The 26,438-nt window shown below is 66.5% G+C and carries 26 protein-coding genes; 15 read left to right on the top strand and 11 right to left on the bottom strand.

Annotation, left to right across the window (positions count from 1 at the left end; all coding sequences use genetic code 11):
* The first annotated feature begins 89 nt into the window (after window positions 1-89).
* Both DSM43276_RS08865 and DSM43276_RS08860 read left to right on the top strand, forming a co-directional pair.
* Complete coding sequence (locus DSM43276_RS08865) at window positions 90-842, top strand: class I SAM-dependent methyltransferase (RefSeq protein ID WP_078329215.1); 753 nt, start codon at window positions 90-92, stop codon at window positions 840-842.
* Window positions 843-878: 36 nt separating this feature from the next.
* Entirely contained in the window at window positions 879-2,696 is a 1,818-nt protein-coding gene (locus DSM43276_RS08860; RefSeq protein ID WP_109556038.1) for a DEDD exonuclease domain-containing protein, read from the top strand.
* Here DSM43276_RS08860 and trpD read toward each other — a convergent pair.
* Window positions 2,656-3,795, bottom strand: a complete 1,140-nt coding sequence (gene trpD, locus DSM43276_RS08855) for an anthranilate phosphoribosyltransferase (RefSeq protein ID WP_412458654.1) — start codon at window positions 3,793-3,795, stop codon at window positions 2,656-2,658. The two genes, DSM43276_RS08860 and trpD, sit on opposite strands and share 41 nt — an antisense overlap.
* Before the next feature lie 176 nt (window positions 3,796-3,971).
* Between trpD and ctaE the strand changes: the two genes are divergently transcribed.
* The 5 genes from ctaE (at window position 3,972) to DSM43276_RS08830 (ending at window position 8,693) form a co-directional block, all read left to right on the top strand.
* On the top strand, window positions 3,972-4,514 hold the full coding sequence (gene ctaE / locus DSM43276_RS08850) for an aa3-type cytochrome oxidase subunit III (protein WP_372991272.1): 543 nt from the start codon (window positions 3,972-3,974) through the stop codon (window positions 4,512-4,514).
* Entirely contained in the window at window positions 4,511-5,383 is an 873-nt protein-coding gene (gene qcrC, locus DSM43276_RS08845; protein WP_078326453.1) for a cytochrome bc1 complex diheme cytochrome c subunit, read from the top strand. The genes ctaE and qcrC overlap by 4 nt, the downstream gene beginning before the upstream one ends.
* Window positions 5,362-6,549 carry a cytochrome bc1 complex Rieske iron-sulfur subunit gene (gene qcrA / locus DSM43276_RS08840; protein ID WP_169053046.1) on the top strand — a complete coding sequence of 396 codons (1,188 nt, stop codon included), beginning with the start codon at window positions 5,362-5,364 and terminating at the stop codon, window positions 6,547-6,549. Before qcrC ends, qcrA begins: the two co-directional genes overlap by 22 nt.
* On the top strand, window positions 6,546-8,186 hold the full coding sequence (gene qcrB, locus DSM43276_RS08835; RefSeq protein ID WP_078291496.1) for a cytochrome bc1 complex cytochrome b subunit: 1,641 nt from the start codon (window positions 6,546-6,548) through the stop codon (window positions 8,184-8,186). The genes qcrA and qcrB overlap by 4 nt, the downstream gene beginning before the upstream one ends.
* A gap of 66 nt (window positions 8,187-8,252) precedes the next feature.
* On the top strand, window positions 8,253-8,693 hold the full coding sequence (locus DSM43276_RS08830) for a PPOX class F420-dependent oxidoreductase (protein ID WP_078329217.1): 441 nt from the start codon (window positions 8,253-8,255) through the stop codon (window positions 8,691-8,693).
* 8 nt (window positions 8,694-8,701) lie between these two features.
* Here DSM43276_RS08830 and DSM43276_RS08825 read toward each other — a convergent pair whose 3' ends face one another.
* From DSM43276_RS08825 to ctaC, 4 genes are all read right to left on the bottom strand, one after another.
* Complete coding sequence (locus DSM43276_RS08825) at window positions 8,702-9,436, bottom strand: DUF2561 family protein (RefSeq protein WP_078329218.1); 735 nt, start codon at window positions 9,434-9,436, stop codon at window positions 8,702-8,704.
* Entirely contained in the window at window positions 9,436-10,305 is an 870-nt protein-coding gene (locus DSM43276_RS08820; protein ID WP_136629017.1) for an MmpS family transport accessory protein, read from the bottom strand. The genes DSM43276_RS08825 and DSM43276_RS08820 overlap by 1 nt, the downstream gene beginning before the upstream one ends.
* A gap of 238 nt (window positions 10,306-10,543) precedes the next feature.
* Window positions 10,544-10,963 (bottom strand): cytochrome c oxidase subunit 4, encoded by a 420-nt coding sequence (locus DSM43276_RS08815; protein ID WP_078326458.1) that lies wholly within the window; start codon window positions 10,961-10,963, stop codon window positions 10,544-10,546.
* A gap of 15 nt (window positions 10,964-10,978) precedes the next feature.
* The gene (gene ctaC, locus DSM43276_RS08810) at window positions 10,979-12,049 is read right to left on the bottom strand and encodes an aa3-type cytochrome oxidase subunit II (RefSeq protein WP_136629156.1); all 1,071 of its coding nucleotides are present in this window, start codon (window positions 12,047-12,049) and stop codon (window positions 10,979-10,981) included.
* A 172-nt stretch (window positions 12,050-12,221) separates the two neighbouring features.
* Between ctaC and asnB the strand changes: the two genes are divergently transcribed.
* Window positions 12,222-14,150, top strand: a complete 1,929-nt coding sequence (gene asnB / locus DSM43276_RS08805; protein ID WP_078329226.1) for an asparagine synthase (glutamine-hydrolyzing) — start codon at window positions 12,222-12,224, stop codon at window positions 14,148-14,150.
* On the opposite strand, the gene DSM43276_RS08800 is transcribed toward asnB, so the two are convergent.
* Complete coding sequence (locus DSM43276_RS08800; protein WP_078329227.1) at window positions 14,147-15,118, bottom strand: carbohydrate kinase family protein; 972 nt, start codon at window positions 15,116-15,118, stop codon at window positions 14,147-14,149. The genes asnB and DSM43276_RS08800 overlap by 4 nt on opposite strands.
* Window positions 15,119-15,272: 154 nt before the next feature.
* On the opposite strand from DSM43276_RS08800, the gene DSM43276_RS08795 reads away from it, so the two are divergent.
* Window positions 15,273-15,815 carry an Rv0361 family membrane protein gene (locus tag DSM43276_RS08795; RefSeq protein ID WP_078326461.1) on the top strand — a complete coding sequence of 181 codons (543 nt, stop codon included), beginning with the start codon at window positions 15,273-15,275 and terminating at the stop codon, window positions 15,813-15,815.
* Here DSM43276_RS08795 and DSM43276_RS08790 read toward each other — a convergent pair whose 3' ends face one another.
* The gene (locus DSM43276_RS08790; RefSeq protein ID WP_078329228.1) at window positions 15,816-16,181 is read right to left on the bottom strand and encodes a HesB/IscA family protein; all 366 of its coding nucleotides are present in this window, start codon (window positions 16,179-16,181) and stop codon (window positions 15,816-15,818) included.
* Window positions 16,182-16,283: 102 nt separating this feature from the next.
* Window positions 16,284-17,345, bottom strand: a complete 1,062-nt coding sequence (locus DSM43276_RS08785) for a glycerate kinase family protein (protein WP_078329229.1) — start codon at window positions 17,343-17,345, stop codon at window positions 16,284-16,286.
* Between the two features lie 22 nt (window positions 17,346-17,367).
* On the opposite strand from DSM43276_RS08785, the gene DSM43276_RS08780 reads away from it, so the two are divergent.
* The 5 genes from DSM43276_RS08780 to DSM43276_RS08760 all read left to right on the top strand — a co-directional run bounded on the left by DSM43276_RS08780 (window position 17,368) and on the right by DSM43276_RS08760 (window position 22,206).
* Window positions 17,368-18,042: a DUF3043 domain-containing protein gene (locus DSM43276_RS08780; protein ID WP_078326463.1), complete on the top strand. Its 675-nt coding sequence runs from the start codon at window positions 17,368-17,370 to the stop codon at window positions 18,040-18,042.
* Window positions 18,043-18,049: 7 nt separating this feature from the next.
* The gene (locus DSM43276_RS08775) at window positions 18,050-18,589 is read left to right on the top strand and encodes a bifunctional adenosylcobinamide kinase/adenosylcobinamide-phosphate guanylyltransferase (RefSeq protein ID WP_078329230.1); all 540 of its coding nucleotides are present in this window, start codon (window positions 18,050-18,052) and stop codon (window positions 18,587-18,589) included.
* Complete coding sequence (gene cobT / locus DSM43276_RS08770) at window positions 18,586-19,650, top strand: nicotinate-nucleotide--dimethylbenzimidazole phosphoribosyltransferase (protein ID WP_078329231.1); 1,065 nt, start codon at window positions 18,586-18,588, stop codon at window positions 19,648-19,650. The genes DSM43276_RS08775 and cobT overlap by 4 nt, the downstream gene beginning before the upstream one ends.
* Window positions 19,647-20,405 carry an adenosylcobinamide-GDP ribazoletransferase gene (locus DSM43276_RS08765; protein WP_078329232.1) on the top strand — a complete coding sequence of 253 codons (759 nt, stop codon included), beginning with the start codon at window positions 19,647-19,649 and terminating at the stop codon, window positions 20,403-20,405. Before cobT ends, DSM43276_RS08765 begins: the two co-directional genes overlap by 4 nt.
* 88 nt (window positions 20,406-20,493) lie before the next feature.
* Window positions 20,494-22,206 carry a metallophosphoesterase family protein gene (locus DSM43276_RS08760; protein WP_078329233.1) on the top strand — a complete coding sequence of 571 codons (1,713 nt, stop codon included), beginning with the start codon at window positions 20,494-20,496 and terminating at the stop codon, window positions 22,204-22,206.
* Here DSM43276_RS08760 and DSM43276_RS08755 read toward each other — a convergent pair.
* Window positions 22,203-23,306, bottom strand: a complete 1,104-nt coding sequence (locus DSM43276_RS08755; RefSeq protein WP_078329234.1) for a branched-chain amino acid aminotransferase — start codon at window positions 23,304-23,306, stop codon at window positions 22,203-22,205. The genes DSM43276_RS08760 and DSM43276_RS08755 overlap by 4 nt on opposite strands.
* A gap of 42 nt (window positions 23,307-23,348) precedes the next feature.
* Window positions 23,349-24,443 (bottom strand): glycine cleavage system aminomethyltransferase GcvT, encoded by a 1,095-nt coding sequence (gcvT, locus tag DSM43276_RS08750; RefSeq protein ID WP_078329289.1) that lies wholly within the window; start codon window positions 24,441-24,443, stop codon window positions 23,349-23,351.
* A 50-nt stretch (window positions 24,444-24,493) separates the two neighbouring features.
* Here gcvT and DSM43276_RS08745 point away from each other — a divergent pair, with 50 nt between their 5' ends.
* Window positions 24,494-26,002, top strand: a complete 1,509-nt coding sequence (locus DSM43276_RS08745; RefSeq protein ID WP_078329235.1) for a leucyl aminopeptidase — start codon at window positions 24,494-24,496, stop codon at window positions 26,000-26,002.
* 6 nt (window positions 26,003-26,008) lie between these two features.
* On the opposite strand, the gene DSM43276_RS08740 is transcribed toward DSM43276_RS08745, so the two are convergent.
* Complete coding sequence (locus DSM43276_RS08740) at window positions 26,009-26,350, bottom strand: oxidoreductase (RefSeq protein ID WP_078326470.1); 342 nt, start codon at window positions 26,348-26,350, stop codon at window positions 26,009-26,011.
* Between the last annotated feature and the right edge of the window lie 88 nt (window positions 26,351-26,438).

Raw genomic sequence — 26,438 nt, 5'->3', positions numbered from 1 at the left:
CTCCTCCTCTCCTTGAGTCGTTCTTTCGGGTTCAGGCGGACGGTAACCGCGCCCACCGACAAGTAGACGGCCCCTGGCACCCTGGCGATATGACGGAACAGCCGCAACCAGCACATAGCGACCGCCGCCGGGCCGAGTCGTTTGGAGACTCCGCAGACGCCTACGACCGTCATCGCCCCCGCTATCCGCTCGCGCTGATCGACGATCTCGTTTCCGGCCGGCAGACACGCGCCCTGGATGTGGGGGCAGGTACCGGGATCGCGGCGGCACAGCTGGCCGCGGCGGGCGCCGAGGTGCTGGCGGTCGAACCGGACCCGCGGATGGCACAGGTGGCGTCCGGGAAGGGCATCACCGTCGAGGTGGCCACGTTCGAGGACTGGCAGCCGGCGGGCCGCACATTCGATCTGGTGCTCTTCGCCCAGTCCTTCCACTGGGTGGAGCCCGCTGCCGCGCTGCCGAAGGTGTTGACGGTGCTTCGCCCCGGCGGCCGCCTCGCCCTGGTGTGGAACCGGATTGTGCCCACCACGCCGTCACAGCACGAGCTGGACACCGTCTATGCCGATTTCATGGACACCACGAGGCGCCCCTCCATCGACACCGAGGACACCGTCTCCCCGACCCTCGAGAAATTCGGGTACCGCGTGCGGCACTCCCATTTCCCGGAACGGCGACACTTCTCCACGCAGGCGTACCTGGACATGGTCTTCACCTACTCCAATCACCTCGCGCTCGATGCCGCCACCCGCAGCCTGTTGCGGACCCGACTCGAGGACAAGATCGGCGACGACGGCGTCGACACGACAAACGACGCACTCGCGCTGATCTGCACCCCCGTGGCGTGAGCCCGATATGTCGGTCCCGGGCCCTACGGTCACGACATGACGCAACTGACCTTCGACGAGGTGCTCTCCTCGCCGGGGTCGTCGGCGCAGGCCCCGTCTGTACAAGCATTGCGTGACACCACCTTTGTGGTGGTGGACCTGGAGACGACCGGGGGCAGCGCGGAGAACGATGCGATCACCGAGATCGGCGCGGTGAAGGTGCGCGGCGGCGAAGTGCTCGGGGAGCTGGCCACGCTGGTCGATCCGAAGCGATCGCTGCCGCCACAGATCGTCCGGCTCACCGGTATCACCTCGGCGATGCTGGTGGACGCGCCGCCGATCGAGCAGGTGCTTCCGGCATTTCTCGAATTCGCCCGCGGCGCAGTCCTGGTCGCCCATAACGCCGGTTTCGATATCGGGTTCCTCAAGGCGGCCGCGCGACAATGCGGGATCGACTGGCCGCAGCCCACGGTGCTGTGCACGGTCCGGCTGGCCCGCCGGGTGTTGTCGCGCGATGAGGCGCCGCGGGTCAGCTTGGGTGCGCTGGCTCAGCTGCTCGGCGCATCCACCACCCCCAACCACCGGGCTCTCGATGACGCGCGGGCCACCGTCGATGTGCTGCATGCGCTGATCGGCCGGGTCGGCAACCAGGGCGTCGACACCATGGCAGAGCTGCGACGGTACCGGACCCAGGTTCCCAACGCGTTGCGCGACAAACGCTCGCTGGCCGATGGGATGCCTTACGCCCCAGGTGTTTATCTGTTCCGCGGGCCGTCCGGCGAAGTGCTGTACGTGGGCACCGCGGTCAACCTGCACCGGCGGGTGCAGCAGTACTTCACGGGCGCGGACCCGCGCGGCCGGATGCGCGAGATGGTCACCATCGCCACCGCGGTGGACCACGTGACCTGTGCGCATCCCCTGGAGGCCGGGGTGCGCGAACTGCGGCTGTTGGGTGCGCACGCACCGCCGTACAACAGGAAGTCACGGTTCCCGCACCGCTGGTGGTGGGTGGTGCTCACCGAGGAGCCATTCCCCCGTTTCGCCGTCGTCCGGACCACCAGCGGACGCCCGATGCTCGGTCCGTTTCGCGCACGCGGCGACGCCGTGACCGCCGCCCTGGCACTCGCCCGGTTCACCGGCGTGCGCACGTGTGCCGCACGCATCGGTGCCAATGGACGGCACGGCCCCGCCTGCAACGGCCAGTCCTACCCGCACGACACCGCTTCCCCCTGCCCCGCCCCCACCGGGGTGGATGCACGCGAATACCGGGACGCCCTCATCCCGGCACTCGCGGTCCTGGCCGGCACCGAAGGACAACCGCTGCACGCCATGTGCGGCCGAGTGGGCGAGCTGAGTGGTCTGCGGCGGTATGAAAGCGCCGCGCGACAGCGCGACGCCACGGCCAACCTCATCGAGGCACTGGCCCGTCAGCACCGCCTGCACGCCCTCTCGCGCATCGAGGAACTGATCGCCGCGCGGCCCGATGGTGAGGGCGGATGGCACATCGCCGTGATGCGGCATGGACAGCTGGCCGGTGCGGCGGTCGCTCGCCGCGGCGTCCCCCCGATGCCGGTGGTGGCGGCCGCTTCGGCGTCGGCCCAAGTGGTACTGCCGACCCCCGAACCGTTCGGCGGGGCCGCGCCCGAAGAAACCGGGCTGATCACCCGCTGGCTGGCCGAACCCGGTGTGCGCATCGTGTCCTCGACGGATGGCTACGCCGAGGCGACGGGATGTTCGGGCCCCCTGCGGGATTGGGCGGCGACTGCGCGCAGCGCGCGCATCGCGCGCATCGCGCACGCCGTCCACCACGACGACTGGGGGATGTCCGAGCTGATCAGACCTGGGCGTCCCGTTCCGTCCCGAGCCGTTGGCTGACGACGATCCACTTATCCAGCAGCGCCGCCGCTGCCCCCGAATCGATCGCGCTGGACACCCGCGCAAGTGCGTTCTCCCAGGCGGGCAGCCATTGGGCATCGCTGGCCAGGCCGGCATGCGCCACCACCGCGCCCGCGGCGTTGAGCACCACCGCGTCGCGCACCGCCCCCGTTCCGCCGGCCAGTACCGCTCGGACCTCGGCGGCGTTGAACTCCGGATCACCACCGACGAGCTCCTCCAGCCGGGCGCGCGCGAAACCGAACGCCGCCGGATCGAACCGCAGCTTGTCGACGGTCCCCGCCTGAACCCGCCAAATGGTGCTGGTCGTGGTGGTGGTCAGCTCATCGAGCCCGTCGTCGCCATGCACAACCAACACACTGGACCCACGTCCGGCGAATACCCCTGCCGTCACCTCGGCCAGGTCCGCGAACGCGCAGCCGATCAATCCCGCCCGCGGCCGGGCGGGATTCGTCAGCGGCCCCAGCAGATTGAATACCGTGGGGACACCGATCTCACGACGCACCACGGAGGCGTACCGGTATGACGGGTGAAAATGCGGCGCGAAGCAGAATCCGATTCCCACCTCGGCGAGACTGTGCGTCACCTGCTCGGGCCCCAGGTCGATGCGCACCCCCAACGCTTCCAACGTGTCAGCGCCACCGGCCAGCGAGGACGCGGCACGGTTGCCGTGCTTGACCACCGGCACACCGCACGCCGCCACCACAATGGAGGCCATGGTCGACAGGTTCACCGTGTTCGCGCCGTCGCCCCCGGTACCGACGATGTCCACGGCGTTCGCGCCGATCTGTTCACCCGAGGCAAATCCGACCGCGTGCGAAAGCATGGTGTCGGCCAGCTCCCCGACTTCGGCGGACGTCGGACGCTTCATCCGCATCGCCACCCCGAAGGCCGCGATCTGGGCGGGGGTGGCCACGCCCGTCATGATCTGATCCATGGCCCAGGCCGCCTGACCCGCCGACAGGTCACGACGGTTGGTCAGCTCGCCCAGTACCAGGGGCCAGGAATGCTCGGGCACGCGCAAATGGTCCCATGGACCTCCCGGGCACGGTGCGACACGCCGGGCCGGGGCTGCCGTCACCACTCTCATCAGAGGCCACACGCGTTGTGGAGAGTCGGTCACAAATCAATGTCGGACCCGGGTGGCTCTCGACAACTACAAAGCGTCATACTTACGACGTGACGACCGCAGCAGCCCCAGGATCGCCGGCGGGAACCGCCATTACCCAGCGGGTTCATTCACTGAACCGGCCCAACATGGTGAGTGTTGGCACCATTGTGTGGCTTTCCAGTGAGTTGATGTTCTTTGCTGGACTCTTCGCGTTCTACTTCACCGCCCGGGCCCAGTCCGGTGGCAACTGGCCGCCGGAGCCCACCGAGCTGAACCTTGGTCTTGCCATCCCCGTCACCGCAGTGCTGGTCGCATCGTCCTTCACCTGTCAGATGGGTGTGTTCGCCGCGGAGCGTGGCGATGTCTTCGGGCTGCGCCGCTGGTACATCGTCACCCTCATCATGGGCACCTTCTTCGTTCTCGGCCAGGGCTACGAGTACATCAACCTCGTGCACGAGGGCACCACCATCGCCGGCAGCGCCTACGGCTCAACCTTCTACTTGGCCACCGGTTTCCACGGTCTGCACGTCATCGGTGGTCTGGTCGCCTTCATCTATCTGCTGGTTCGTACCCGGATGAGCAAGTTCACTCCTGCCCAAGCAACCTCCGCGATCGTCGTGTCGTACTACTGGCACTTCGTCGACATCGTGTGGATCGCCCTGTTCGCCACCATCTACTTCGTCCGATGAACCAGCCCGACTCGGTGAAGGGAGCGCCACCGTTGAGCGTGGAGCCCGTAAACAACACAGCCGCTAAGAATCGCGCACGCCGCAAGTTCCGCCGCCGCATCTCAGCAGGTTTGCTGCTGCTGATCGCGCTGGTGGTCGCCGGCGGCCTGGCCTCGACCTTCACGCCCACCCCGCAGGTCGCGGTGGCCGACGAGGACAAGTCCGCGCTGCTGCGCACCGGCAAGCAGCTGTACGAGACCTCATGCATCACCTGCCACGGCGCCAACCTGCAGGGTGTACCCGACCGCGGCCCGAGCCTCATCGGCGTGGGCGACGCGGCCGTCTACTTCCAGGTCTCCACGGGCCGTATGCCGGCCATGCGCAACGAGGCTCAGGCCCAGCGCAAGGACCCGATCTTCGACGAGGAGCAGACTGACGCCCTCGGCGCGTACATCCAGGCCAACGGCGGCGGACCCCAGGTCATCCGCGACGGCGACGGCGCAATCGCTCAAACGTCGTTGCGCGGCAACAACATCGCCCGCGGTGGCGACCTGTTCCGGTTGAACTGCGCGTCCTGCCACAACTTCACCGGCCGCGGTGGGGCCCTCTCGTCGGGCAAGTTCGCCCCCGAGCTCGATCCGGCCAACGAGCAGCAGATCTACACCGCCATGCTGACCGGCCCGCAGAACATGCCCAAGTTCTCCGACCGCCAGCTGACCCCTGACGAGAAGAAGGACATCGTCGCTTACGTCAAGGCTTCGACCGAGACCCCCGATCCGGGCGGTTACGGCCTGGGCGGCTTCGGCCCGGCTTCTGAGGGCATGGCCATCTGGATCATCGGCATCGTCGCCGCCATTGCCGCGGCACTGTGGATTGGAGCGCGCGCGTGAGTGGCGATCCCAAAGTAGAGATTCCCAGCGACGAGCAGCTCGCGGCCATGAGCCGTGATGAGCTGGTCAAGCTCGGTACCAACCTCGACGGCGTCGAGATCGTCTACCGCGAACCGCGCTGGCCCGTGGAGGGCACCAAGGCCGAGAAGCGCGCCGAGCGGCTGATTGCCCTGTGGTTCGCCCTTGGCGGAGTATTTGGCCTGGCCCTGCTTGGTGTCTTCCTGTTTTGGCCCTGGGAGTACAAGCCATTCGGCGATCCGGGTAATGCCGCGTACAACCTCGCGACACCGCTGTACGGCCTGACCTTGGGCCTGTCGGTGCTCTCGCTGGGTATCGGCGCGGTGCTGTACACCAAGAAGTTCGTTCCCCAGGAGATCTCGATCCAGGACCGCCACGACGGGCCGGGCTCGTCGGAGGTGGACCGCAAGACCATCGTCGCGCAGCTGCAGGACACCCTGGAGACCTCGACGCTCCCCCGCCGCAAGATGGTCATCCGGGCTCTCGGGTTCGGCGTCGGCGCGATGGGCGCCGGCACCGCCGTCGCATTCATCGGCGGTCTGATCAAGAACCCGTGGGCCCCCGTGGTCCCCACCGCCAATGGCAAGCAGCCGGTGCTGCTCACCAGCGGCTGGACCCCGCGGTACAAGGGCGAAACCATCTACCTGGGCCGGGCCGTGGGCAGCAGCTCGCAGATCCTGCTGAAGGTCCGCCCCGAGGACATCGACGCCGGTGGCATGGAGACCGTGTTCCCGTGGCGCGAGTCCGATGGCGATGGCACCACCGTCGAATCGCACGAGAAGTTGTCGCATATCTCTATGGGCGTACGTAACCCGGTGATGATCATCCGGGTGCGCCCCAGCGATATGGGCAAGGTGATCAAGCGCAAGGGACAGGAAAGCTTCAACTACGGCGACCTGTTCGCGTACACCAAGATCTGCTCGCACCTGGGTTGCCCCACATCGCTTTTCGAGCAGCAGACCTACCGCATCCTGTGCCCGTGCCACCAGTCGCAGTTTGACGCACTGCACTTCGCCAAGCCCATCTTCGGGCCGGCCGCCCGGGCACTGGCACAGCTGCCGATCACCGTCGACAAGGACGGATACCTCGTCGCCAATGGCGACTTCGTCGAGCCCGTCGGACCCGCATTCTGGGAGCGCAAATCATGAGCGAAACAGCCCAAAAGCCGTCACGCCTAGGCAAACAAGCTGAGGCGATCGACTCTCGGTACCACCTCGCCGCCGGGATGAAGCGGCAGATCAACAAGGTCTTCCCGACGCACTGGTCGTTCATGCTCGGTGAGATCGCTTTGTACAGCTTCATCATCCTGCTGCTCTCGGGTGTGTATCTGACTCTGTTCTTCGACCCGTCGATGGCCGAGGTCACCTACAACGGCGTCTACCAGCCGCTGCGCGGTGTGCAGATGTCCAAGGCCTACGAGACCGCGCTGAACATCAGCTTCGAGGTCCGCGGTGGCCTCTTCGTGCGACAGATCCACCACTGGGCGGCGCTGATGTTCGCGGCGTCGATCATGGTGCACCTGGCGCGCATCTTCTTCACCGGCGCATTCCGCCGGCCCCGCGAAGCCAACTGGGTGATCGGCTCGCTGCTGCTGATTCTGGCGATGTTCGAGGGCTACTTCGGCTACTCGCTGCCCGATGACCTGCTCTCCGGTATCGGTCTGCGCGCCGCGATGTCGTCGATCACCTTGGGCATCCCGGTTGTCGGTACCTGGATGCACTGGGCGCTGTTCGGCGGCGACTTCCCCGGCAACATCTGGATCCCGCGCATGTACGCGCTGCACATCCTGCTGATCCCCGCGATCATCCTGGCCCTCATCGGCGTGCACCTGGCGCTGGTGTGGTACCAGAAGCACACCCAGTTCCCCGGCCCGGGAGCCAAGGAATCCAATGTTGTTGGGGTGCGGATCCTCCCGGTCTTCGCACTGAAGGGCGGTGCGTTCTTCGCCTTCACCACCGCGATCCTGGCGCTGATGAGTGGTCTGCTGCAGATCAACCCCATCTGGCTGCTGGGCCCCTACAAGCCCTCGCAGGTCTCGGCAGGCAGCCAGCCCGACTTCTACATGCAGTGGACAGAAGGGCTGGCGCGTCTATGGCCTGCCTGGGAGCTGTACATCTTCGGGCACACCGTGCCCGCGGTATTCGCGGTGGCGATCATCATGGGCGTGGTGTTCGGTCTGCTGACCATGTACCCGTTCATCGAGAAGAAGCTGACCGGTGACGATGCGCATCACAACCTGCTGCAGCGTCCGCGTGATGCCCCGGTACGTACCGCCATTGGCTCAGCGGCGATCTCGTTCTACATGATCCTGACGCTGGCCGCGATGAACGACGTCATCGCGCTGAAGTTCCACATCTCGCTGAACGCGACGACGTGGATCGGCCGCATCGGGATGGTCATCTTGCCGATCGTCGTCTACTACCTCGCCTACCGGTGGGCCATCGGCCTACAACGCAGCGACCGCGCGGTACTCGAACACGGCATCGAGACCGGCATCATCAAGCGACTGCCGCACGGTGAATACATCGAGCTGCACCAACCGCTTGCCGGAGTCGACGAGCACGGCCACGCCATCCCGCTGGAATACCAGGGCGCGGCAGTACCTCAACGCATGAACAAGCTCGGATCGGCCGGCGCGCCCGGCACCGGCTCGTTCCTGTTCGCCGACCCCGCCGACGAGCAAGCCGCACTGGTTGAAGCCGAGCACGAAGCGCACCACAAGTCGCTGCTCGCTCTGAAGGAGTACCAGGACGGCGAGCCGTCAACGAACGGTCACGGCCACTAGAAGTCAGCTCGACGATTGGGCCCCGCATACGAAAGTGTGCGGGGCCCAATGTTTTACCCTGGCTGTATGCAGGAGATGACGCGCGAACAATGGTGGGCCTTCGCTACCCAGGGCACCCGCACCGGAATGCTCGGCCTGGTCCGGTCCAACGGTGCACCCATCGTGACGCCGGTGTGGTTCCTGCTCCACGAGGGCTCCGACGGTGATGAGCTGATCTTCACGACGGGCACGGAAACCTTGAAGGGCAAGGCCATTCAACGAGACCCGCGCATCTCGCTGGCCGTCGACGACCAGCGGCCGCCGTACTCCTATGTCCAGTTCTCGGCGGAGGCACGGCTGACCAACGATCTCGACGAGATGCTCGAATGGGCGACCAGGATCGGTGGACGCTACATGGGCGCCGACCTGGCCGAGGACTTCGGCCGCCGCAATGCGGTCCCGGAAGAATCACTGGTGCGCGCCACCATCACGAAAGTCGTTGCCCGCGCCGGGATCGCCGACTTCTAGCGGTGAAACTACTGCGCGTCCGAGGATCCTGACGCGCCGAGCTCACGCAGCTTCTTGAGGGTATGCCACGGAATCGCCCCCATCGCGCAGGTAATCACCCCACCGAACACAAACGCGACGATGGCGGCGGTCTCACTTTCCACCGCCAACAGGTAGGTACCGGTGACCACGGCCAGCAGTGCCAGACCGATGCCACCAGCGATCCCCACCGTGGCCCGCAGCCACAGCCGGTCCACTGCTGCCGATTTGGACGCTGCCTCGGCGGCGGCCCGATATGCCGGCGACCCGGGGCCGTTGTAGTCCTTGGGAACATGACTCACGGGGTCCACGAGACCGCCGAATGTCTTGAGCTTTTCGGTCGAGGCCTCCGCGGGAGGCGGACCCGACGGCATGCCGCTTGCACCGGAGGCACTGGCGCCCTTGGGCTTAGGCACAGCTTGTGATGCGCCATTGGTGGGCCGGGCCGCCGTCTTACGGGCGCGCAACAGCAGCGGCACCGCGCCGATGATGACGGCCAAAGACACCCCGATGACGATGTAGATCCCCCACGAGGTACCAGCGGCCCCTGCCGCGTCCTCCCCTACCCCGGTCATCACGACAATGGCGCCGACCAACATCCCGACGAACGCCAGCCAGATCACGGCGCACAACCCGATCAGCATCCGGTCGACGGACTCCGGAGAGGATCGCCGCACCGGACCGGCAAGTGCCTCCAGTGGCTTGGTTAATCGACCTGCTGGCATTAGCAGGTTGCCTGCGCCGAATTGTTGTTGTTGGAGGACAACACCTGACCATCGCTGGTGGTGATCGTGCAATTGAGCTGGCTCAAGCGCAACATGCTGCTCGCCGATACCGAACCAATCTCCGAGTTCGAGATCGGGGTAACGGTGATCGACCACGGGATATACGCATTCGGCGCGACCCGGGTGCGCCCTTGAGGGTCGACATAGGTGATCGTGATGCGGTCGAGCGGAGCCTTGGAGCCCGTCACCGCGTACGTGATCTGCCGCGGCTGGGCCGGCGTCGTGGTTGTCGGGGGCGGCGGAGGCGGCGGCGGAGGCGTGGTGGTCGTCACCGGAGGCGGAGCCTCATGCGTCGTCACCGGCGGAGGCGGAGGAGGCGGCGGTTCCACCGTCACCGTCTCGGTCACCACCGGAGGGGGCGGCGGAGGCGGAGGCTCCGTGGTAGGTGGAGGGGGCGGCGGAGGCGGAGGCTCCGTAGTGGTGGTGATGATCTCGTTCCACGGTGTCGTGCTCGGGGTCGGCGTGACCGAGGTGCTCTTGGCGGCTCCGGTCGTCTCGTCCGAGCGCCCGGCTACCAGCAGCGCGACGGAGGCGACCAGGGTGATCGCGGCGATGATCGCCGCCACCCCGACGACCCACGGCCAGCGCGGCGGAGGCGGCTCATCGCCCTCGACCAGCGCTGTCTCGTATTCGTCATACGGCACGTACGGGCTGGTGAATTGCTCAGATTCGGGCGCCGAGTACGCCTGCGAATGAAACGCGGAAGAGTCCGCCCCGGAAGAGTCAGCAGCCGCGGCGTCCGCATTCGGACCGTCCAGATCCGGAACTTCCCCGGGAGTCCCCGACCCTGGGTTGTCCGTCCCACTCATCTACACAAGTTCCTTTTCGTCACTTCCCGCTCCCCGGCGGGCTACCTGCCTGAGGCGCCATGGCAACGATAGCCAACGCCATCCGGGGCGACGAAACCCGACGGCCGCAAAAACCAAACTGACCACCGGATTGTTATCGAAAACGTGAGAGTGCGCACGGAGATGTCACACCAGTCACGGGAGTCTCGCGGCAAAGTACGAGCGCGGCCGTGGGAGGCGGCACGACACGAGAGATGAGCTAGTGCTTCTCCGCGCCGACGTGGTACTCGAAGACCAGCCCGGCGACCGCGCTGAGCACGAACACCCCACCGGCGGCAATCAGCCACGGCAGCCACAGCGCCACACCCACAGCAGTGGTGGCGGCGGCCAGCGCAATCATGATCGGCCACCAGCTGTGCGGGCTGTAGAAGCCCAGCTCTCCGGCGCCGTCGGCGACCTCGGCATCCTCGTAATCCTCGGGCCGGGTGTCCAGGCGCCGGGCTACGAAGCGGAAGAACGTCGAGATGATCAGCGACAGACCTGTGGTCATCACCATGGCGGTGGTTCCCGCCCACTCCACACCGCCATTGGCGTACATGGCGGTGAGTACCGCGTACACCACGGTGGCCAGGGCGAAGAATCCGGTGAGGATCTCGAAGAGTCGGGCTTCGATATGCATGCTGCGCTCCCTCGCCTAGTTCTTCGCCGCGTTGTTGTCCGCCGGCGCGAGCTCCCCGCGGCGGCCGTCGAACGGCCTGGTGGTAATCGAGACCGGTGACTGACCGATCGACGCCAGCGCCTCGGCGTTGGTCTTACCCGCCTTGCGCGCTTCCAGATAGAACTTGAAGTCATTGGGGCTGACCACGCGCAGCTCGAAGGCCATCATCGAGTGGTAGGTGCCGCACATCTCGACACAGCGACCCACGAACGCGCCTTCCTTCAGGATCTTGCTGACCTGGAAGACGTTGTCGGAGTTGTTGGCCTTGGGCTCAGGCATCACGTCGCGCGTGAAGAGGAACGGGACCACCCGGAACGAGTGGATGACATCGGCCGAGGCCAGCTGGAACTCGACGCTCTTGCCGCTGGGCAGCACCAGCACCGGGATCTCCGAAGAGGTTCCGACGGTCTCGATCTTGTCGAAGTTCAGGTAGGTGCGGTCCTCACGGTTCAGGCCGCGCACCGGGCCGACAATCTCCTTGCCGTGCGCGTCCTTGCCCTCGGGCTTGGAGCTCATCGCCTTCTTGCGCTCCGGATCGGCGCCCTCGTAGTTGAGGCTGCCATCCTTGAACGCGACCTTCTGGTACCCGAACTTCCAGTTCCACTGGAAGGCGGTCACGTCGACGACGACCTCAGGGTTCGGGTCCTTGTGCATGACCTTGTTCTGCACCACGACGGTGAAGTAGAAGAGCACCGCGATGATCAGGAAGGGCACCACCGTCAGGATCAGCTCCAGCGGCAGGTTGTATCCGAACTGGCGCGGGAACTCGGTATCGCCGGGCTTGTGCCGGTGGAACGCGACGGTCCAGAAGGTGAGGCCCCACACAATGACGCCGACGACGAGCGAGGCGACGACTGCCCAGGTCCACAGGGGGGCCATGTAGTCGTGGGCCTCGGGGGTGATGCCCTCGGGCCACCCGAACCGGAGCACTTCTTGGACGCTACAACCGCTGAGCAGGAAGCTCGCCGCGCCCAACAGCACCACAGTGGCCAGCAGGGACGGCCGTGAGCCGGACCGTGTCCGAGCCTTTTCGCCCACGTGGCTCATCGGTGACGTCACGTTTTGCAGCCTCCTGTTTCGGTCCAGAATCCATCGCTGACCAGTGGCAGCAATCGAATACTACGCAGCGTAGACCACGCGGTCGCATCAGGGCAGCGACGGGGCCGGTGTCGGGACCATGGTCCCGTGATACGTCCGGCGATGTTGCATACTTGGCCGCGTGTGTGGACTGGTGGCGTGGCTGGGACCGCCCGGGTCTTCCCTCGAATCCCATAGCCCCGCGGTAGATGCGGCGATGGTGCATATGCGCCATCGCGGCCCCGATGAACCGGGGATTTGGCACGAAGAGAACGTGCTCTTCGGCTTCAACCGACTCTCGATCATCGACATCGCGCATTCACACCAGCCGTTGCGCTGGGGACCGGTGGACACCCCGGACCGCTACGTGCTGGTCTTCAACGGCGAGATCTACAACTACCTGGAACTTAGGGAAGCGCTCAGGTCCGATTACGGCGCCGTTTTTGCCACCGAGGGCGACGGTGAGGCGATCCTGGCGGCCTACCACTTCTGGGGTCCGGACGCGCTGCACCGGCTGCGCGGCATGTTCGCCTTCGCGATCTGGGACACGGTGGAACGCGAGCTGTTCTGCGCACGAGATCCCTTCGGCATCAAGCCGCTGTTCATGGCGACGGGGCCGGGCGGCACCGCACTGGGCAGTGAGAAGAAATGCCTGCTGGACCTGGTGGAGCAGTTGGGCATCGGGACCGAGCTGGACCTGCGGGCGCTGCAGCACTACACGACGCTGCAGTACGTTCCGGAGCCCGAAAGTCTGCACAACGAGATCCGACGCCTGGAGTCTGGTTCATACGCCCGCATCTCCCCCGGCCAGGAGCCGCGCGTCACGCGCTACTTCCCGGCCCGGTTCGCCGTGACGCCGTTCACCCGCGCGACCCGTCAGTCCCGCTACGACGAGATCACCGAGGTGCTCTCCGATTCGGTGGCCAAGCACATGCGGGCCGATGTCACGGTGGGATCGTTCCTGTCCGGCGGTATCGACTCGACGGCCATCGCGGCGCTGGCGATCCGGCACAACCCGAAGCTCATTACTTTCACGACCGGCTTTGAACGGCAAGGCTATTCCGAGGTCGACGTGGCGGCGGAGTCGGCCCAGGCGATCGGCGCCCGGCATATCGTCAAGGTGGTCAGCCAGGAGGAGTTCGTTTCCGCGCTGCCCGAGATCGTCTGGTATCTGGACGATCCGGTGGCGGATCCGTCCCTGGTGCCGTTGTTCTTCGTGGCCCGGGAGGCACGTAAGCACGTCAAGGTGGTGCTCTCCGGCGAGGGCGCCGACGAGCTCTTCGGCGGATACACGATCTACCGGGAGCCCTTGTCGCTCAAGCCCTTCGAATACCTGCCGGGTGCGCTGCGACGTGGCGCGGCGCGGCTGTCCGCCGCCATCCCGGATGGGGTGCGCGGCAAAAGCCTGCTGCACCGCGGGTCGATGACACTGGAGCAGCGTTACTACGGGAACGCGCGCAGCTTCGACGACGAACAGCTGCGCGCGGTGCTCCCCCACTATCGCCCGGAATGGGGCCACCAGGACGTCACCGCGGCCCTCTACGAGCGTTGCGCGGACTGGGATCCGGTGGCGCGTATGCAGTATGTGGACCTGTTCACCTGGCTGCGCGGCGACATCCTGGTCAAGGCCGACAAGATGACGATGGCGAACTCGCTGGAGCTGCGGGTGCCGTTCCTCGACCCCGAGGTGTTCAAGGTGGCCTCGCAGCTGCCTTACCGCGAGAAGATCACCCGCGAGACCACCAAGTACGCCCTGCGCAGAGCGCTGGAACCCATTGTCCCGGCACATGTTCTGCACCGGACCAAGCTCGGTTTCCCGGTGCCCATCCGGCACTGGTTCGTCGACGGCCTACTGCACGACTGGGCCCGAGAGATGCTGGCGACCACGCAGGCCGGGCACTTGATCGATGTGCCCGCCGTCGGCCGGATGCTCACCGAACACGCCGCCGGGGTCAGCGATCACAGCCGCAGGCTGTGGACGGTGCTGATCTTCATGCTGTGGCATGCGATCTTCGTCGAGCAGTCGGTGCGGCCGAACATCCAGGAGCCGCACTACCCGGTGCAGCTCTAGAGAGCGGCACCGATCTCGTCGGCTGCTTCCTGGCCGTACGCATCGGCGAGCCGGGCCCGCGCGTCATCGCGCTCCCACGCCCATTCCTGGGTGCCGACAGTCTCCAGAACCAGTGTTGCCACAAGCGATCCCAGCTGTGCCGAACGCTCCAGGTTCAGGCCGGCGCTGCGGCCGGTGAGGAATCCGGCACGCCATGCGTCGCCGACACCGGTCGGGTCGACCTGCCCCGTCTCCGGGACCACGCCCACCTTGAGGGAGGTGCCGTCCTTCTCGACGATCTCAACACCCTTGGGACCCAGGGTGGTGACCCGCAGCTCGACACGCTCACGCACGTCTGCCTCGGTCCATCCGGTCTTGGACAGCAGCAGATCCCACTCGTAGTCGTTGGTGAAGAGGTACTTGGCGCCACCGACGAGTTCGCGGGCCTGCTCGCCGGAGAGCCGGGCCAGCTGCTGCGATGGGTCGGCCGCGAACGGCAACCCCAGGCTGCGGCATTCCTCGGTGTGCCGGAACATGGCGTCGGGGTCGTTGGCTCCGATGATGACCAATTCCGGTGCCCCGGTGCGCGATACGACATCGGCGAGCGAGATGTCGCGGGCTTCGGACATCGCACCCGGGTAGAAGGACGCGATCTGCGCCATGTCCTGGTCGGTCGTGCAGACGAAACGCGCGGTGTGGGCGGTCTCGGAAATCAACACGGCATCGCAGTTGACACCGTGTTGCTCAAGCCAGGATCGGTACTCGGCGAAGTCCGCACCCACGGCACCCACCAGGGCGGGCTTGCCACCGAGCACGCCGATGGCGAACGCGATGTTCCCAGCGACACCACCGCGACGGATTTCCAGATCGTCCACCAGGAAGCTGAGGGACACCTTCTGCAGGTGCTCGACCAACAGCTGTTCGGAGAACTTCCCGGGGAAGTTCATCAGGTGGTCGGTCGCAATGGATCCGGTGACGATGATGGACACGCGTGAGACCCTTCGTAGGATTCGGGCAGGTGTGGGTGAGTCGAGAGACAACCCCAGAAGCTTACCTAGCGTAACTGTTCGGGTAGTTGTATCCGATTGCTAGCCTGGATTGTTGGGGAGTGAGAACCGGGGAAACGATATTTCAGGAGAGTCCATGGCTGAACCAGGTTATTCGACGGTGCCCTACCCTGGTTTACCTCCCATGCCGCCCCCGGTCGACTACCCCGAACGTAAGCGCAAGCTGCCCGCGTGGCTCGCGCCGGCCGCCGTGGTGGCGGCGCTGGTGGTGCTGGCACTGCTGCTGGGACTTCTGACCAAGAATTCGGGGGTATCCCACCGGCCCAGTGAGGCGAAGATCGAGCAGACCATCCAGGGCTACCTGGATGCGATGGCCAAGCTCGACATCGTGACGCTGGCGCGCAACGCCGGCTGCGGCCTGTACGACGCGGTGCGTGACAAGGACACCGACGACACGATTGTGCGCGCCAACGCTCAACAGTTTGTGGCGACGTTCGGCACGGCCACCGTGAAGTCGATCGACAAGATCGTCTACTTCTCCGAGTACCAACTCAAAGTGCTATTCACCGCAACGAGTCACAAGCGGAAGGACGCCCCACAGGGGCAGGCCGAGCTACTGATCAACGAGGGCAAGATCTACGTCTGCTCCGCGTACATGCGCGGCGCGAACGCGTTCTGATCAGTTGAAGGAATCGCCGCAGGCGCAGGAGCCGGTGGCGTTCGGGTTGTCGATCGTGAAGCCCTGCTTCTCGATGGTGTCGACGAAGTCGATCGAGGCACCCTGGATGTACGGGGCACTCATCCGGTCCACGGTGAGCTTCACACCGTCGAACTCGCTGACGAGGTCACCGTCGAGGGTGCGGTCATCGAAGAACAGCTGGTATCGCAGACCCGCGCAACCGCCGGGCTGGACAGCGATGCGCAGCGACAGGTCGTCACGCCCTTCTTGATCCAACAGCGCCTTGGCCTTGACGGCGGCGGCATCGGTCAAGACGGCACCATGGGTCTCGGTAGAGGTGGCGGTCGATTCGTCTTGCACAGTCATGTGGGATCTCCCCTACGTCGAAGCTCTCGGGTGGACGTCCGTATCGGAAACGTCTAGTGACCTCAACGGTACCTCGTCTGGGGCTATTCCTACATCTATGTCCTAGCCGTGTGACCAGTCACGTGCGACCTGGGCCGCCAACCCGGCCAGTTGTCCGGGCGCGTCTTCCATGGCCAGCTGCACTGACCCCGCGAACTGGGCGATCGATTCGGCCCGCGTGATACCCGCCTGCCCGTACTCAGCGGCCGTGAGCGCCACCTGCCCGGCCAGCACCAGCACCTGGATGCCGGATGTCGCGGCGCGGCTCGCCACCGCACCGGCTACCTTGCCATGCAGGGTTTGGTCGTCGAACTTGCCTTCACCGGTAATCACCAGCTCAACCCGGGCGATCGCGGCCTCGAGGCCGGTGTGCTCGGCGACGATCCGCGCCCCCGACTCGCGGCGCCCGCCAAGCGCGAGCAGCGCTGCCCCGATCCCGCCCGCGGCGCCCGCTCCGGCAAGATCGCGCACGGAGCGGCCGGTTCCGGCCTCCATCTCGGTGACCCACCCGGTCAGCCTTGCCTCCAGGCGGGTGACGGTCTCCTGGTCGGCTCCCTTTTGCGGGCCGAACACCGCGGCGGCACCGCGGGCGCCCAGCAGCGGATGCTCGACATCGCTGGCGACCACCAATTCCGTGGCGGCCAGCCGCCGACGGGCCTCGCCGATCCCGCCCAGGCCCTCGATGAGCCCGGCACCCCCATCGGTGCAGCTGCTGCCACCGAGGCCCACCACGATCCGGGTCGCCCCACCATCGAGAGCCGCGACGATCAGCTGCCCGACCCCCGTGCTGTGCGCCCGCCAGGCGGTGTCGGCGGACGGCACGCGCCCCAGCAGCGGCAGCCCACAGGCCTGCGCGCACTCGATGTAGGCGGTCGTTCCGTCGAGCAACCACCCCGCATTGACGTCCTCGTCCAGCGGACCGCGCACCCGCACCGCGCAACGGTGCGCCGACGGCAGCTGTGCGGCCAGCACGTCGACGAAGCCGGGACCCCCGTCAGATTGCGGGCTGAGGATGAGAACGTCGTCGGGACGAGCCCGCCTCCAGCCGTGCGCGATGGCGGTCGCCGCCTCGGTGGCGGTGAGCGTGTCTCCGAAGCTGTCGGGCGCCACCAGAATCTGACTCATTCGCGCAGGATAATCTGGGCGTGTGAATCTGCTCGGCCGAAAGAAATCCACCTCAGAAAACGGCACCGTTAGCGCTGCCAGTGCGTCCTCGTCGCCGTCTGATGAGACGGACGTCACATCAGCGGCCCAGGCCGGAAAGGGCCGCCCCACCCCGAAGCGGGACGCCGGCAAGCGTCGTGGACCTATCGCTCCGGCGCCGTTGACCAGTTCCGAGGCCCGGCAGCGTCGCAAGTCCCTGCGCGGGCCGAAACTGTCGCGCGCGGAACGCAAGGTCGAGAACGCCGAGCGTCGGTCCCGGGTGGCCGACAGCCGCGAAAAGATGATGGCCGGAGATGAGGCGTATCTGCTGCCCCGAGACAAGGGTCCGGTGCGCGCCTTCGCCCGCGACATCGTCGATTCCCGGCGCAATGTGCTGGGACTATTCATGCCCCTGGCACTGTTCCTGATCTTCTCCATGTTCGCGGTGCCGTCCGTCCAGGTTCAGATGTGGATGACTCCGGCGATGCTCGTTCTCATGATCGTCATGATCGTCGACGGGGTCTTCGTCGGCAGACTCGTGAACAAGCGTGTATTCGAACGCTTCCCGACCAGCGACGAGGGTGGCTTCAAACTCGGCTGGTACGCGGCGAGCCGTGCATCGCAGCTGCGCAAGATGCGCGCACCACGTCCCCGGGTGAACCGCGGCGAGCCGGTCTAGCCTCACCGTGTCCGAGGCCACCTCTCTTGTGCTCGGCGGAATTCGCTCGGGAAAATCGCGTTTCGCGGAGTCTCTGCTGCCCGCCTCGGCACCCGTGCGATACCTGGCAACCGGATCCTCCGTCCGCGACGACGCGGCATGGGCGCACAGGGTTGCCGCACACCGGTCACGGCGTCCCACTCACTGGACGACGGCCGAGACGGCGGATATCGCGGGCGAGCTGCGCACGGGCGATGCGGTGCCGACCCTCATCGACGATCTCGGAGGTTGGCTGACCGCGATGATGGACAGCCGCGGCGCGTGGGAACGTGGCGGTGAGGTCGTCACCGCCGACATCGGCGCGCTGGTCGATGCGATCGACGCCTACTCCAGCGACCTGGTGATCGTGAGCCCGGAGGTCGGGTTGGCCATCGTGCCCGCCACCGCATCCGGGCGGCTGTTCGCCGATCAGCTCGGAGCACTGAATCAGGCAGTGGCACAGCGCTGTCAGTGCGTGTTCCTGGTGGTCGCCGGCCAGCCGCTGACAATCAAGGGAGCTACCGCGTGACCAGCGGCGAGGCACCGCGATTCGCCCCGGTCTCGGCACCCGATCCGGATATCGCCGCCGCCGCGCGCGACCGGCAACGACAACTCACCAAACCGGAGGGCGCGCTGGGGCGGCTGGAGGAGCTCTCGGTCTGGGTATCGGCATGCCAGAATCAGTGCCCCCCTACGCCATTCCAACGGCCGAGAGTGGTCGTCTTCGCCGGTGATCACGGAGTGGCCTCCGGTGGCGTGTCGGCCTACCCCTCGTCGGTGACAGCCCAGATGGTGCGGAACATCGAAGCGGGCGGGGCCGCGGTGAACGTGCTCGCCGCGCTCTCCGGGGCCAGCGTGCGCGTGGTCGACATTGCCGTCGACACCGATGGTTCACTGACCGAACCCCTGGCCGCCCACAAGATTCGCCGCTCCAGCGGCAACATCGCGGTGCAGGACGCCCTCACCCTCGAGCAGGCTCACGCCGCGCTGGCCGCCGGGATCGCCTTGGCCGACGCCGAGATCGATGGCGGAGCCGATCTGCTCATCGCGGGCGATATGGGCATCGGTAACACCACGCCGGCAACGGTATTGGTGGCGGCACTGACCGCGAGCGAACCGGTGGCCGTGGTGGGTCGCGGCACCGGGGTCAACGACGCCGGTTGGGCACGCAAGACCGCGGCCGTGCGCGATGCGTTGCGCCGCACCAAGGATGTGCGCACCGACCCGGTCGCACTACTGTCTCGAGCAGGCGGTGCCGATCTGGCGGCAATCACCGGTTTCCTGGCGCACGCCGCGGTGCGGCGCACCCCCGTACTGCTCGACGGGCTGGTGGTGACCGCCGCAGCGCTGGTGGCCGAACAGCTGGCACCGGGGGCGCGACAGTGGTGGCTCGCCGGACATCGCTCCACAGAACCCGCACATTCTCTTGCCCTGCAACGCCTTCGGCTGGATCCCATACTGGATCTGCAGATGCGACTGGGCGAGGGCTCCGGCGCGCTCGTCGCACTACCCGTGTTGCAGGCCGCCGCGGGCACGCTGGCCCAGATGGCGACTTTCGACGAGGCCCGGATCGACGGGCCAGGCGTGTGAATCGGCTGCTGCGGCTTCTTCGGCCCGTCGGCGGAGCCTTCGAATTCGCCACCGTGACACCGGTTCCCGCGCGGCTCGCCGGGTCACTCTCGGGTCCGGTGTTGGGAGCGCTGCCGGTAGTGGGCGCCGCACTGGGCGCGCTGGCCGCAGCCGTCAGCTGGATCATGCACTTCGCGTACATGGCGCCACTGGCCGGGCTGGCGGCGGTCACGGTGATGATTCTCGCGACACGTGGATTACACATCGACGGACTGTCCGATACGACGGACGGGCTGGGCTGCTACGGACCACCGGAGCGCGCGCTCACCGTGATGCGCGACGGTTCGGCTGGGCCGTTCGGAGTGGTGGCCGTGGTCATCACCGTACTGGCGCAGGCGTTGTCGTTCGGAGTGCTGGCGTCCCGACAGGAGTGGCTGGCCATCGTGCTGGCGGTCGCGGTGGGGCGGGTCAGCGCGGTCGTGGCGTGCCGTCGCGGGGTACCCGGTGCCGCACACAGCGGCTTCGGTGCCCGGGTGGCGGGATCTCAGCCGCTGTGGCTGGTCGGAGTATGGGTGCTCGCGGCGATGGCCGTCGGACTTCTGGCGCAACCCTGGCGGCCCTGGCAGGGCCCGGCCACCGTAGTGGTGGCCCTGGCGGCCGGCGCACTGTTGGTGCGCCATTGCGTGCGCAGGTTCGGTGGCATCACCGGCGACGTGTTGGGCGCAAGCATCGAGGTAACCACGACTCTGGCCGCGCTCGGTTTCACGGCGTACTGATGGGACAACGAAAGATTCATCAAAAATTTGTGGTCGAAGCGGCCTGTGCGGTCGCGTTACCTGGTGCAGTGAGCCACCATTCGGAGCTATGCCGCGTAACCCTGTGAACCCTGACGGTGAGACACCGGACATGGGGATCCCCCAGTCGATGGCCCAGTCGATGTCGATGGCCGAGCAGTACGAGTGGCATCGCGGATATCTGCGGCGTCATGCGGTGTCACGTCGCAACTTCCTCCGCGGGTCGGCGGCCGCCGCTGCGGTCGCCGCACTGGGGGTGTCACCGTTTGGACGCCGGGCCTATGCGGACGATGCCCCGCTGAGTGTCGCCGGCAGGCGCGTCGGGTTCGGCGCCGACTCCTCCAGCCAGCTCAGCTTTTCCGGGCAGCTGTCCAGGAATCCACAGGGCACCAAGATCTTTCTCGATCACGGCCCGACCCCCGAACTCGGCGCCTCCCTGCACGCCGAGGTCCGCAATCTGGTGACACAGATCCCGTCCAGCGACCATGGCGTGCTGGCGGCCGAACAGTTCTACGTCCACGCGCCCGTGCATGGGATCGGCGGGGGCGCGGAGCGTTTTTACCGCTGGCGCACTGCCGACGGGTTCCTGAGCGACATCCGTTCGGCCGCGACGGCCATGCCATCCTCGCGAAACGCACTCGCCCCCTTCCGTTTCACCATGATGGGCGATCAGGGCACCGACGAAACTCCCTCCCAGCCACCGGGCCTGGCCGCCGGTGAATACGACGACAGCTACTACAGCGCGGACAATGACCCGGGCGCATCACATACGCAGAACGTGCTGAATCAGATCGTCGCGTGCCGACCTGACTTCCACATCCTGGCCGGGGATATCGCGTACGCGGACCCCTCCGGAATGGGGAAAAAGCCCCAGTTCGTACCCTCGGGCGCGAAGCCCGCAACCGGTTTCGACAAGTACAACCCCTTTGTCTGGGATGTCTACCTGACGTCCATTGAACCCAGTGCCTCGATCACACCGTGGATGTTCGCGACCGGTAACCACGACATGGAGGCCGCGTACGGCAGCCATGGCTACGGCGGGCATCTGGCCCGTCTCGGATTCCCCGGAAACGGGCCCACCGGATGCCCCTCCGCGTACTCGTTCACGTACGGCAATGTCGCGGTGCTCTCCCTGGACGCCAATGACGTGTCGTATGAGATCCGGGCAAACACCGGCTACTCGGGTGGAGCTCAAACTGGCTGGGTGGGAAGAACTTTGGCGGCCTACCGCGCCAATGCGAACATCGACTTCATCGTCTGCTTCTTTCACCACTGCGCTTACTCGACCACCCTCTCGCATGCCAGCGACGGTGGCGTCCGCGACGCGTGGTGCGCGCTATTCGATCGCTATCAGGTGGACCTGGTACTCCAAGGGCACAACCACGTTTTCGAGCGCACCGATCCCATTCGTGCCGGGCGGCCGACCAAGGAGGCCGGCGACAACTCGATCGTCTACCCGGAATCGGATGGCACCGTGTATTACACGGTGGGCTCGGCGGGCCGGCCCCGTTACGACTTCCAGCCGGGCGAGCCCGAGGGATACCGTGGCCACGAGCTCACGGACACGCTGGTTCCCAACAGCTATGTCTGGGCGCCCGACGGCAGTAAGCATGCGGAGGCGGTCGCGTGGTCGCGGGTGCGCTATCGCAACTACGCGTTCATTCGTGTCGATGTGCGTCCCGGAACCTTCAGTAGCGACATGGACGTCACCGCCGTCGACGAGTACGGCCGCGCGTTCGACACGGTGACCTATCGCCGCCAGGTACGCGCAGCGGCGCCCTAACCGAGCTTGGTGATCCAGCCGTGCGTATCGGCGAAGGTGCCGCGCTGAATTCCGGTCAACGTGTCACGCAAGGCCATGGTCACCTCACCCGGTTCCCCGTCACCGATGGTGAACTCGCCACTTGAGTGCTTGACGCGACCAACCGGCGTGATGACCGCCGCGGTGCCGCAGGCGAACACCTCGGTGATCTCGCCGGAGGCCGCCTTCTTCTCCAGCTCGTCGACGTCGATCTTGCGTTCCTCGATGGCAAAACCGGCGTCGGAGGCCAGCTGCAACAAGGACTTCCGCGTCACACCGGGCAACAGTGAGCCCGACAGTTCCGGAGTCACCAGGCGGGCCTCACCATCGCGGCCGAACACGAAGAACAGGTTCATTCCGCCCATTTCCTCGATGTACCGGCGCTCAATCGCGTCGAGCCACACCACCTGATCGCAGCCCTCCTCGGCGGCCTGCGCCTGGGCCACGAGAGAGGCGGCGTAATTGCCACCCGTCTTGGCTGCGCCGATCCCGCCCGGTGCGGCGCGCACATACTCGTGCGAGAGCCACACGCTGACCGGCTTGATGCCCTGTGAGAAGTACGCGCCGGCCGGTGAGGCGATGAGCAGGTACCGATATTCGGTGGCGGGCCGCACCCCGAGGCCGGCCTCGGTGGCGATGATGAATGGCCGCAGGTAGAGCGACTCCTCGCCGCCGCCCGGCGGCACCCACTGGGCATCGACCGCGATGAGCTGGCGCAGCGACTCGATGAACAGCTCCAGCGGCAGCTCGGGGATGGCAATGCGGCGGCAGGACTGGATCATCCGCTCGCCGTTAGCCTCGGGCCGGAAGGCGGCGATGGTTCCGTCGGGTTGGCGGTAGGCCTTGAGCCCCTCGAAGACCTCTTGCGCGTAGTGCAGCACGATGGCCGACGGGTCAAGAGTGATGGGGCCGTATGGCGCCACTTGTGCGTTGTGCCAACCATTTTCGGTGTTCCAGTCGATGGACACCATGTGGTCGGTGAAGTACTTCCCGAATCCCGGCGCGGCCAGTACCTCAGCCCGTCGAGCCGGGCTGGCCGGTGACGGGTTGAGTTGCCGGGTGAACTCGGGAAGCGGATTCATGCTCGGCAGTCTAGCTGTCCGATGTCGCCACATCCGAACCCATTATCCGACGTTGACGTCCACGAATGGCGGCTTGATGACCTCGCATTCGATCCCCCGGCCACGCACGTCCACGACGACGCTCGCTCCGTCCGCGATCTGCGCGGAGGTGTCCAGCAAGGCCAGGGCGATTCCGGTCTTGAGGGTCGGCGAGAAGGTGCCCGAGGTCGTCACTCCCACCGGTTGGCCGTCGGACAGCACCGTGAGATCGGGGCGCAGCACGCCCCGCCCGGTGGCACGCAGGCCCCGCAGGGTGCGGCGCGCGCCCTCCGCCTTCTCCTGGGTAAGGGCGTCGCGGCCCCAGAACGCGTCCTTCTTCCAGCCGACGGCCCATCCGGCCCGTGCCTGCACCGGGCTGATATCGGCAGAGAGCTCATGCCCGTGCAACGGGTAGCCCATCTCCGTGCGCAGCGTGTCGCGTGCGCCCAGACCGGCAAGCTGACCGCCTGCCGCGGTGATCGCCGGCAGCAGCGCATCAAACACCGCACCGGCAGAGTTCCAGGACGGCAGTAGCTCGTAGCCGTGTTCCCCGGTGTAGCCGGTCCGGCACACGCGCACCGGCTGACCGTCGAGCGTCGCGTCCGCGTAGGCCATGTATTCCATATCCGTTGGCAGCCCGAGCCCTTGCAGCACGTCCGCCGACGCAGGCCCCTGCACGGCCAGCACCGCGTAGTCGCGGTGCTGGTTGGTGATGGTGATGTCCTCGGGGGCCTTCTCCTGCAGAGCGGCGACCACTGCCGCAGTGTTCGCGGCGTTGGGCACCAGGAAGATCTCGTCATCGGAGACGTAGTAGGCGATGAGATCGTCCACGACACCGCCGGTCTCGGTGCAACACAAGGTGTACTGCGCCTTGCCCGGTCCAATCTTGTTGAGATCGTTGGTAAAACAGGTATTGATGAAGGCTGCGGCACCCGGTCCACGCACCAGCGCCTTGCCCAGGTGGCTCACGTCGAACAGGCCGACAGCCTCGCGGGTAGCGGTGTGCTCCCCCACCGTGCCGGCGTAGGACACCGGCATGTTCCAGCCGCCGAATTCAGCGAAGGTGGCGCCCTGCGCGGCGTGCCGATCGTGAAGGGGGCCCAGTAAGAGATCCGTCATGGCGTTCACCCTAATTGGCACATCGCTCGCTTTCACTAGGCTGTGAACCTATGAGCGCATACACGGCACCTTCGTTCACCCTGGCCACATCCATTCCGCAGCGCGGGGTCTCCGCCGCGGTGCTGCTCGTGGGCGTGCGCCCCAGCGAGAAGGAATCCGACAAGGGCCCCACGGTGGTCGACGCCCAGCTGCTGGACAAGGCGGCCGTCAAGTCCATCGAGGCCGCGCTCAAGGCGGTCGGGGCGACCGGCTCGGCCGAGCAGCTCACCCGGGTGGTCGTGGACGGGCTGCCGGTGGCCAGTGTGCTCGCCGTGGGACTGGGTAAGGCCGACACCGCCGAGACGATCCGTCGCGCCGCCGGGGTCGCCGCACGGTCCCTCGACAATGTCGAAACCCTGGTGACCACGCTGTCCGCGCAGGATGTCGACGCCACCGTGCAGGGGCTGGTGCTGGGCGGGTACCGCTTCGCGGAATTCCGCAGCGCCAGGACGGCACCGAAGGATGCTGGGCTGCAGAAGGTTACGTTGCTCGTCGGCGACAAGGGCCGCGCACAGAAGGACGCCATGGAGCGTGGTGCCGCCGTCGCCTCTGCTGTCGTGATTGCCCGGGATTTTGTGAACACCCCGCCCAGCCACCTGTTCCCGGCCGAATTCGCCAAGCGCGCAAAGACGTTGGCGACGGCCGAGGGCATCGAGGTCGAGGTCCTCGACGAGAAGGAACTGGCCAAGGGCGGCTACGGCGGCATCGTGGGAGTGGGCAAGGGGTCCTCGCGCCAGCCGCGCCTGGTGCGCTTGACCTATCGCGGCGCCAAGGGCAAGAAGGCCAAGACGGTCGCGCTGGTGGGCAAGGGCATCACCTTCGACACCGGCGGCATCTCGATCAAGCCGGCCGGCGGTATGGAGAACATGACCTCCGATATGGGTGGGGCGGCAGCGGTTATCGCGGTCACCCTGCTGGCGGCCCGCCAACAGCTGCCGATCGACGTGATCGCGACGGTGCCCATGGCCGAGAACATGCCGTCGTCGACGGCGCAGCGTCCCGGTGACGTGTTGACCCATCTGGACGGCACCACCGTCGAGGTGATCAACACCGACGCCGAGGGCCGTCTGATCCTCGCGGACGCGATCGTGCGGGCCTGCCAGGACGAGCCCGACTACCTGATCGACACCGCGACGCTGACCGGTGCGCAGGTGGTGGCCCTGGGTACCCGCACCCCCGGCGTGATGGGCACCGACGAGTTCCGGGACCGGGTGTCCTCGATCTCGCGGTCCGTGGGCGAGAACGGCTGGTCCATGCCACTCCCCGAGGAGCTGCGCGACGATCTCAAGTCCCGGGTGGCCGACCTGGCGAACGTCACCAATCACCGCAACGGCGGCATGCTGGCGGCCGGGCTGTACCTGCGGGAGTTCGTCGCCGACGGCGTGCAGTGGGCACATATCGACGTCGCGGGCCCGGCGTTCAACACCGGCGGACCGTGGGGCTACACACCCAAGGGCAGCACCGGCGTGCCGGTACGGACCATCTTCGGGGTGCTGGAAGACATCGTCGAGAACGGGTAGACGCCGCTAGGCGCCTTCCTCGGCCGCGCGGCGCTTGAGAATTCGCTGCCGGGCGTCGTAATCACGTTTGCGCTGCGGGTACCCGGTGCGATGTACGTCGTACACGGGGATCTTGAGTCTCTCGGAGATTCGCCGTGCGCCCGCTACCCCGCCGACGCGGCGGCGAGTCCACTCGCCATCACCCGCGATGAGTATCACGGTGACGTCGGAGAAGTTGGTTTGCGGTTCGACGTAGGCCTCCACGCCGGTGCGCGCCGCGGCCCAGGTCGCGAGGTAGCGCACGTCGTCATTCGTGCCCTGTGTGGTCCGCCCCCCGCGTTTGCTTCGAAAGGCGTCGATCCATGCCATTCGACCATGGTGCCAGCTAATCCTGAGATCACGCTAAACAAACGGAGATAATTCTCCGATTAGTGGTAGCGTGGCTAGAAGCGGAGGA

The organism is Mycobacteroides salmoniphilum (genome assembly GCF_004924335.1).
Classification (GTDB): Bacteria; Actinomycetota; Actinomycetes; order Mycobacteriales; family Mycobacteriaceae; genus Mycobacterium; species Mycobacterium salmoniphilum.
This window is presented reverse-complemented; position numbering and strand designations above follow the sequence as displayed.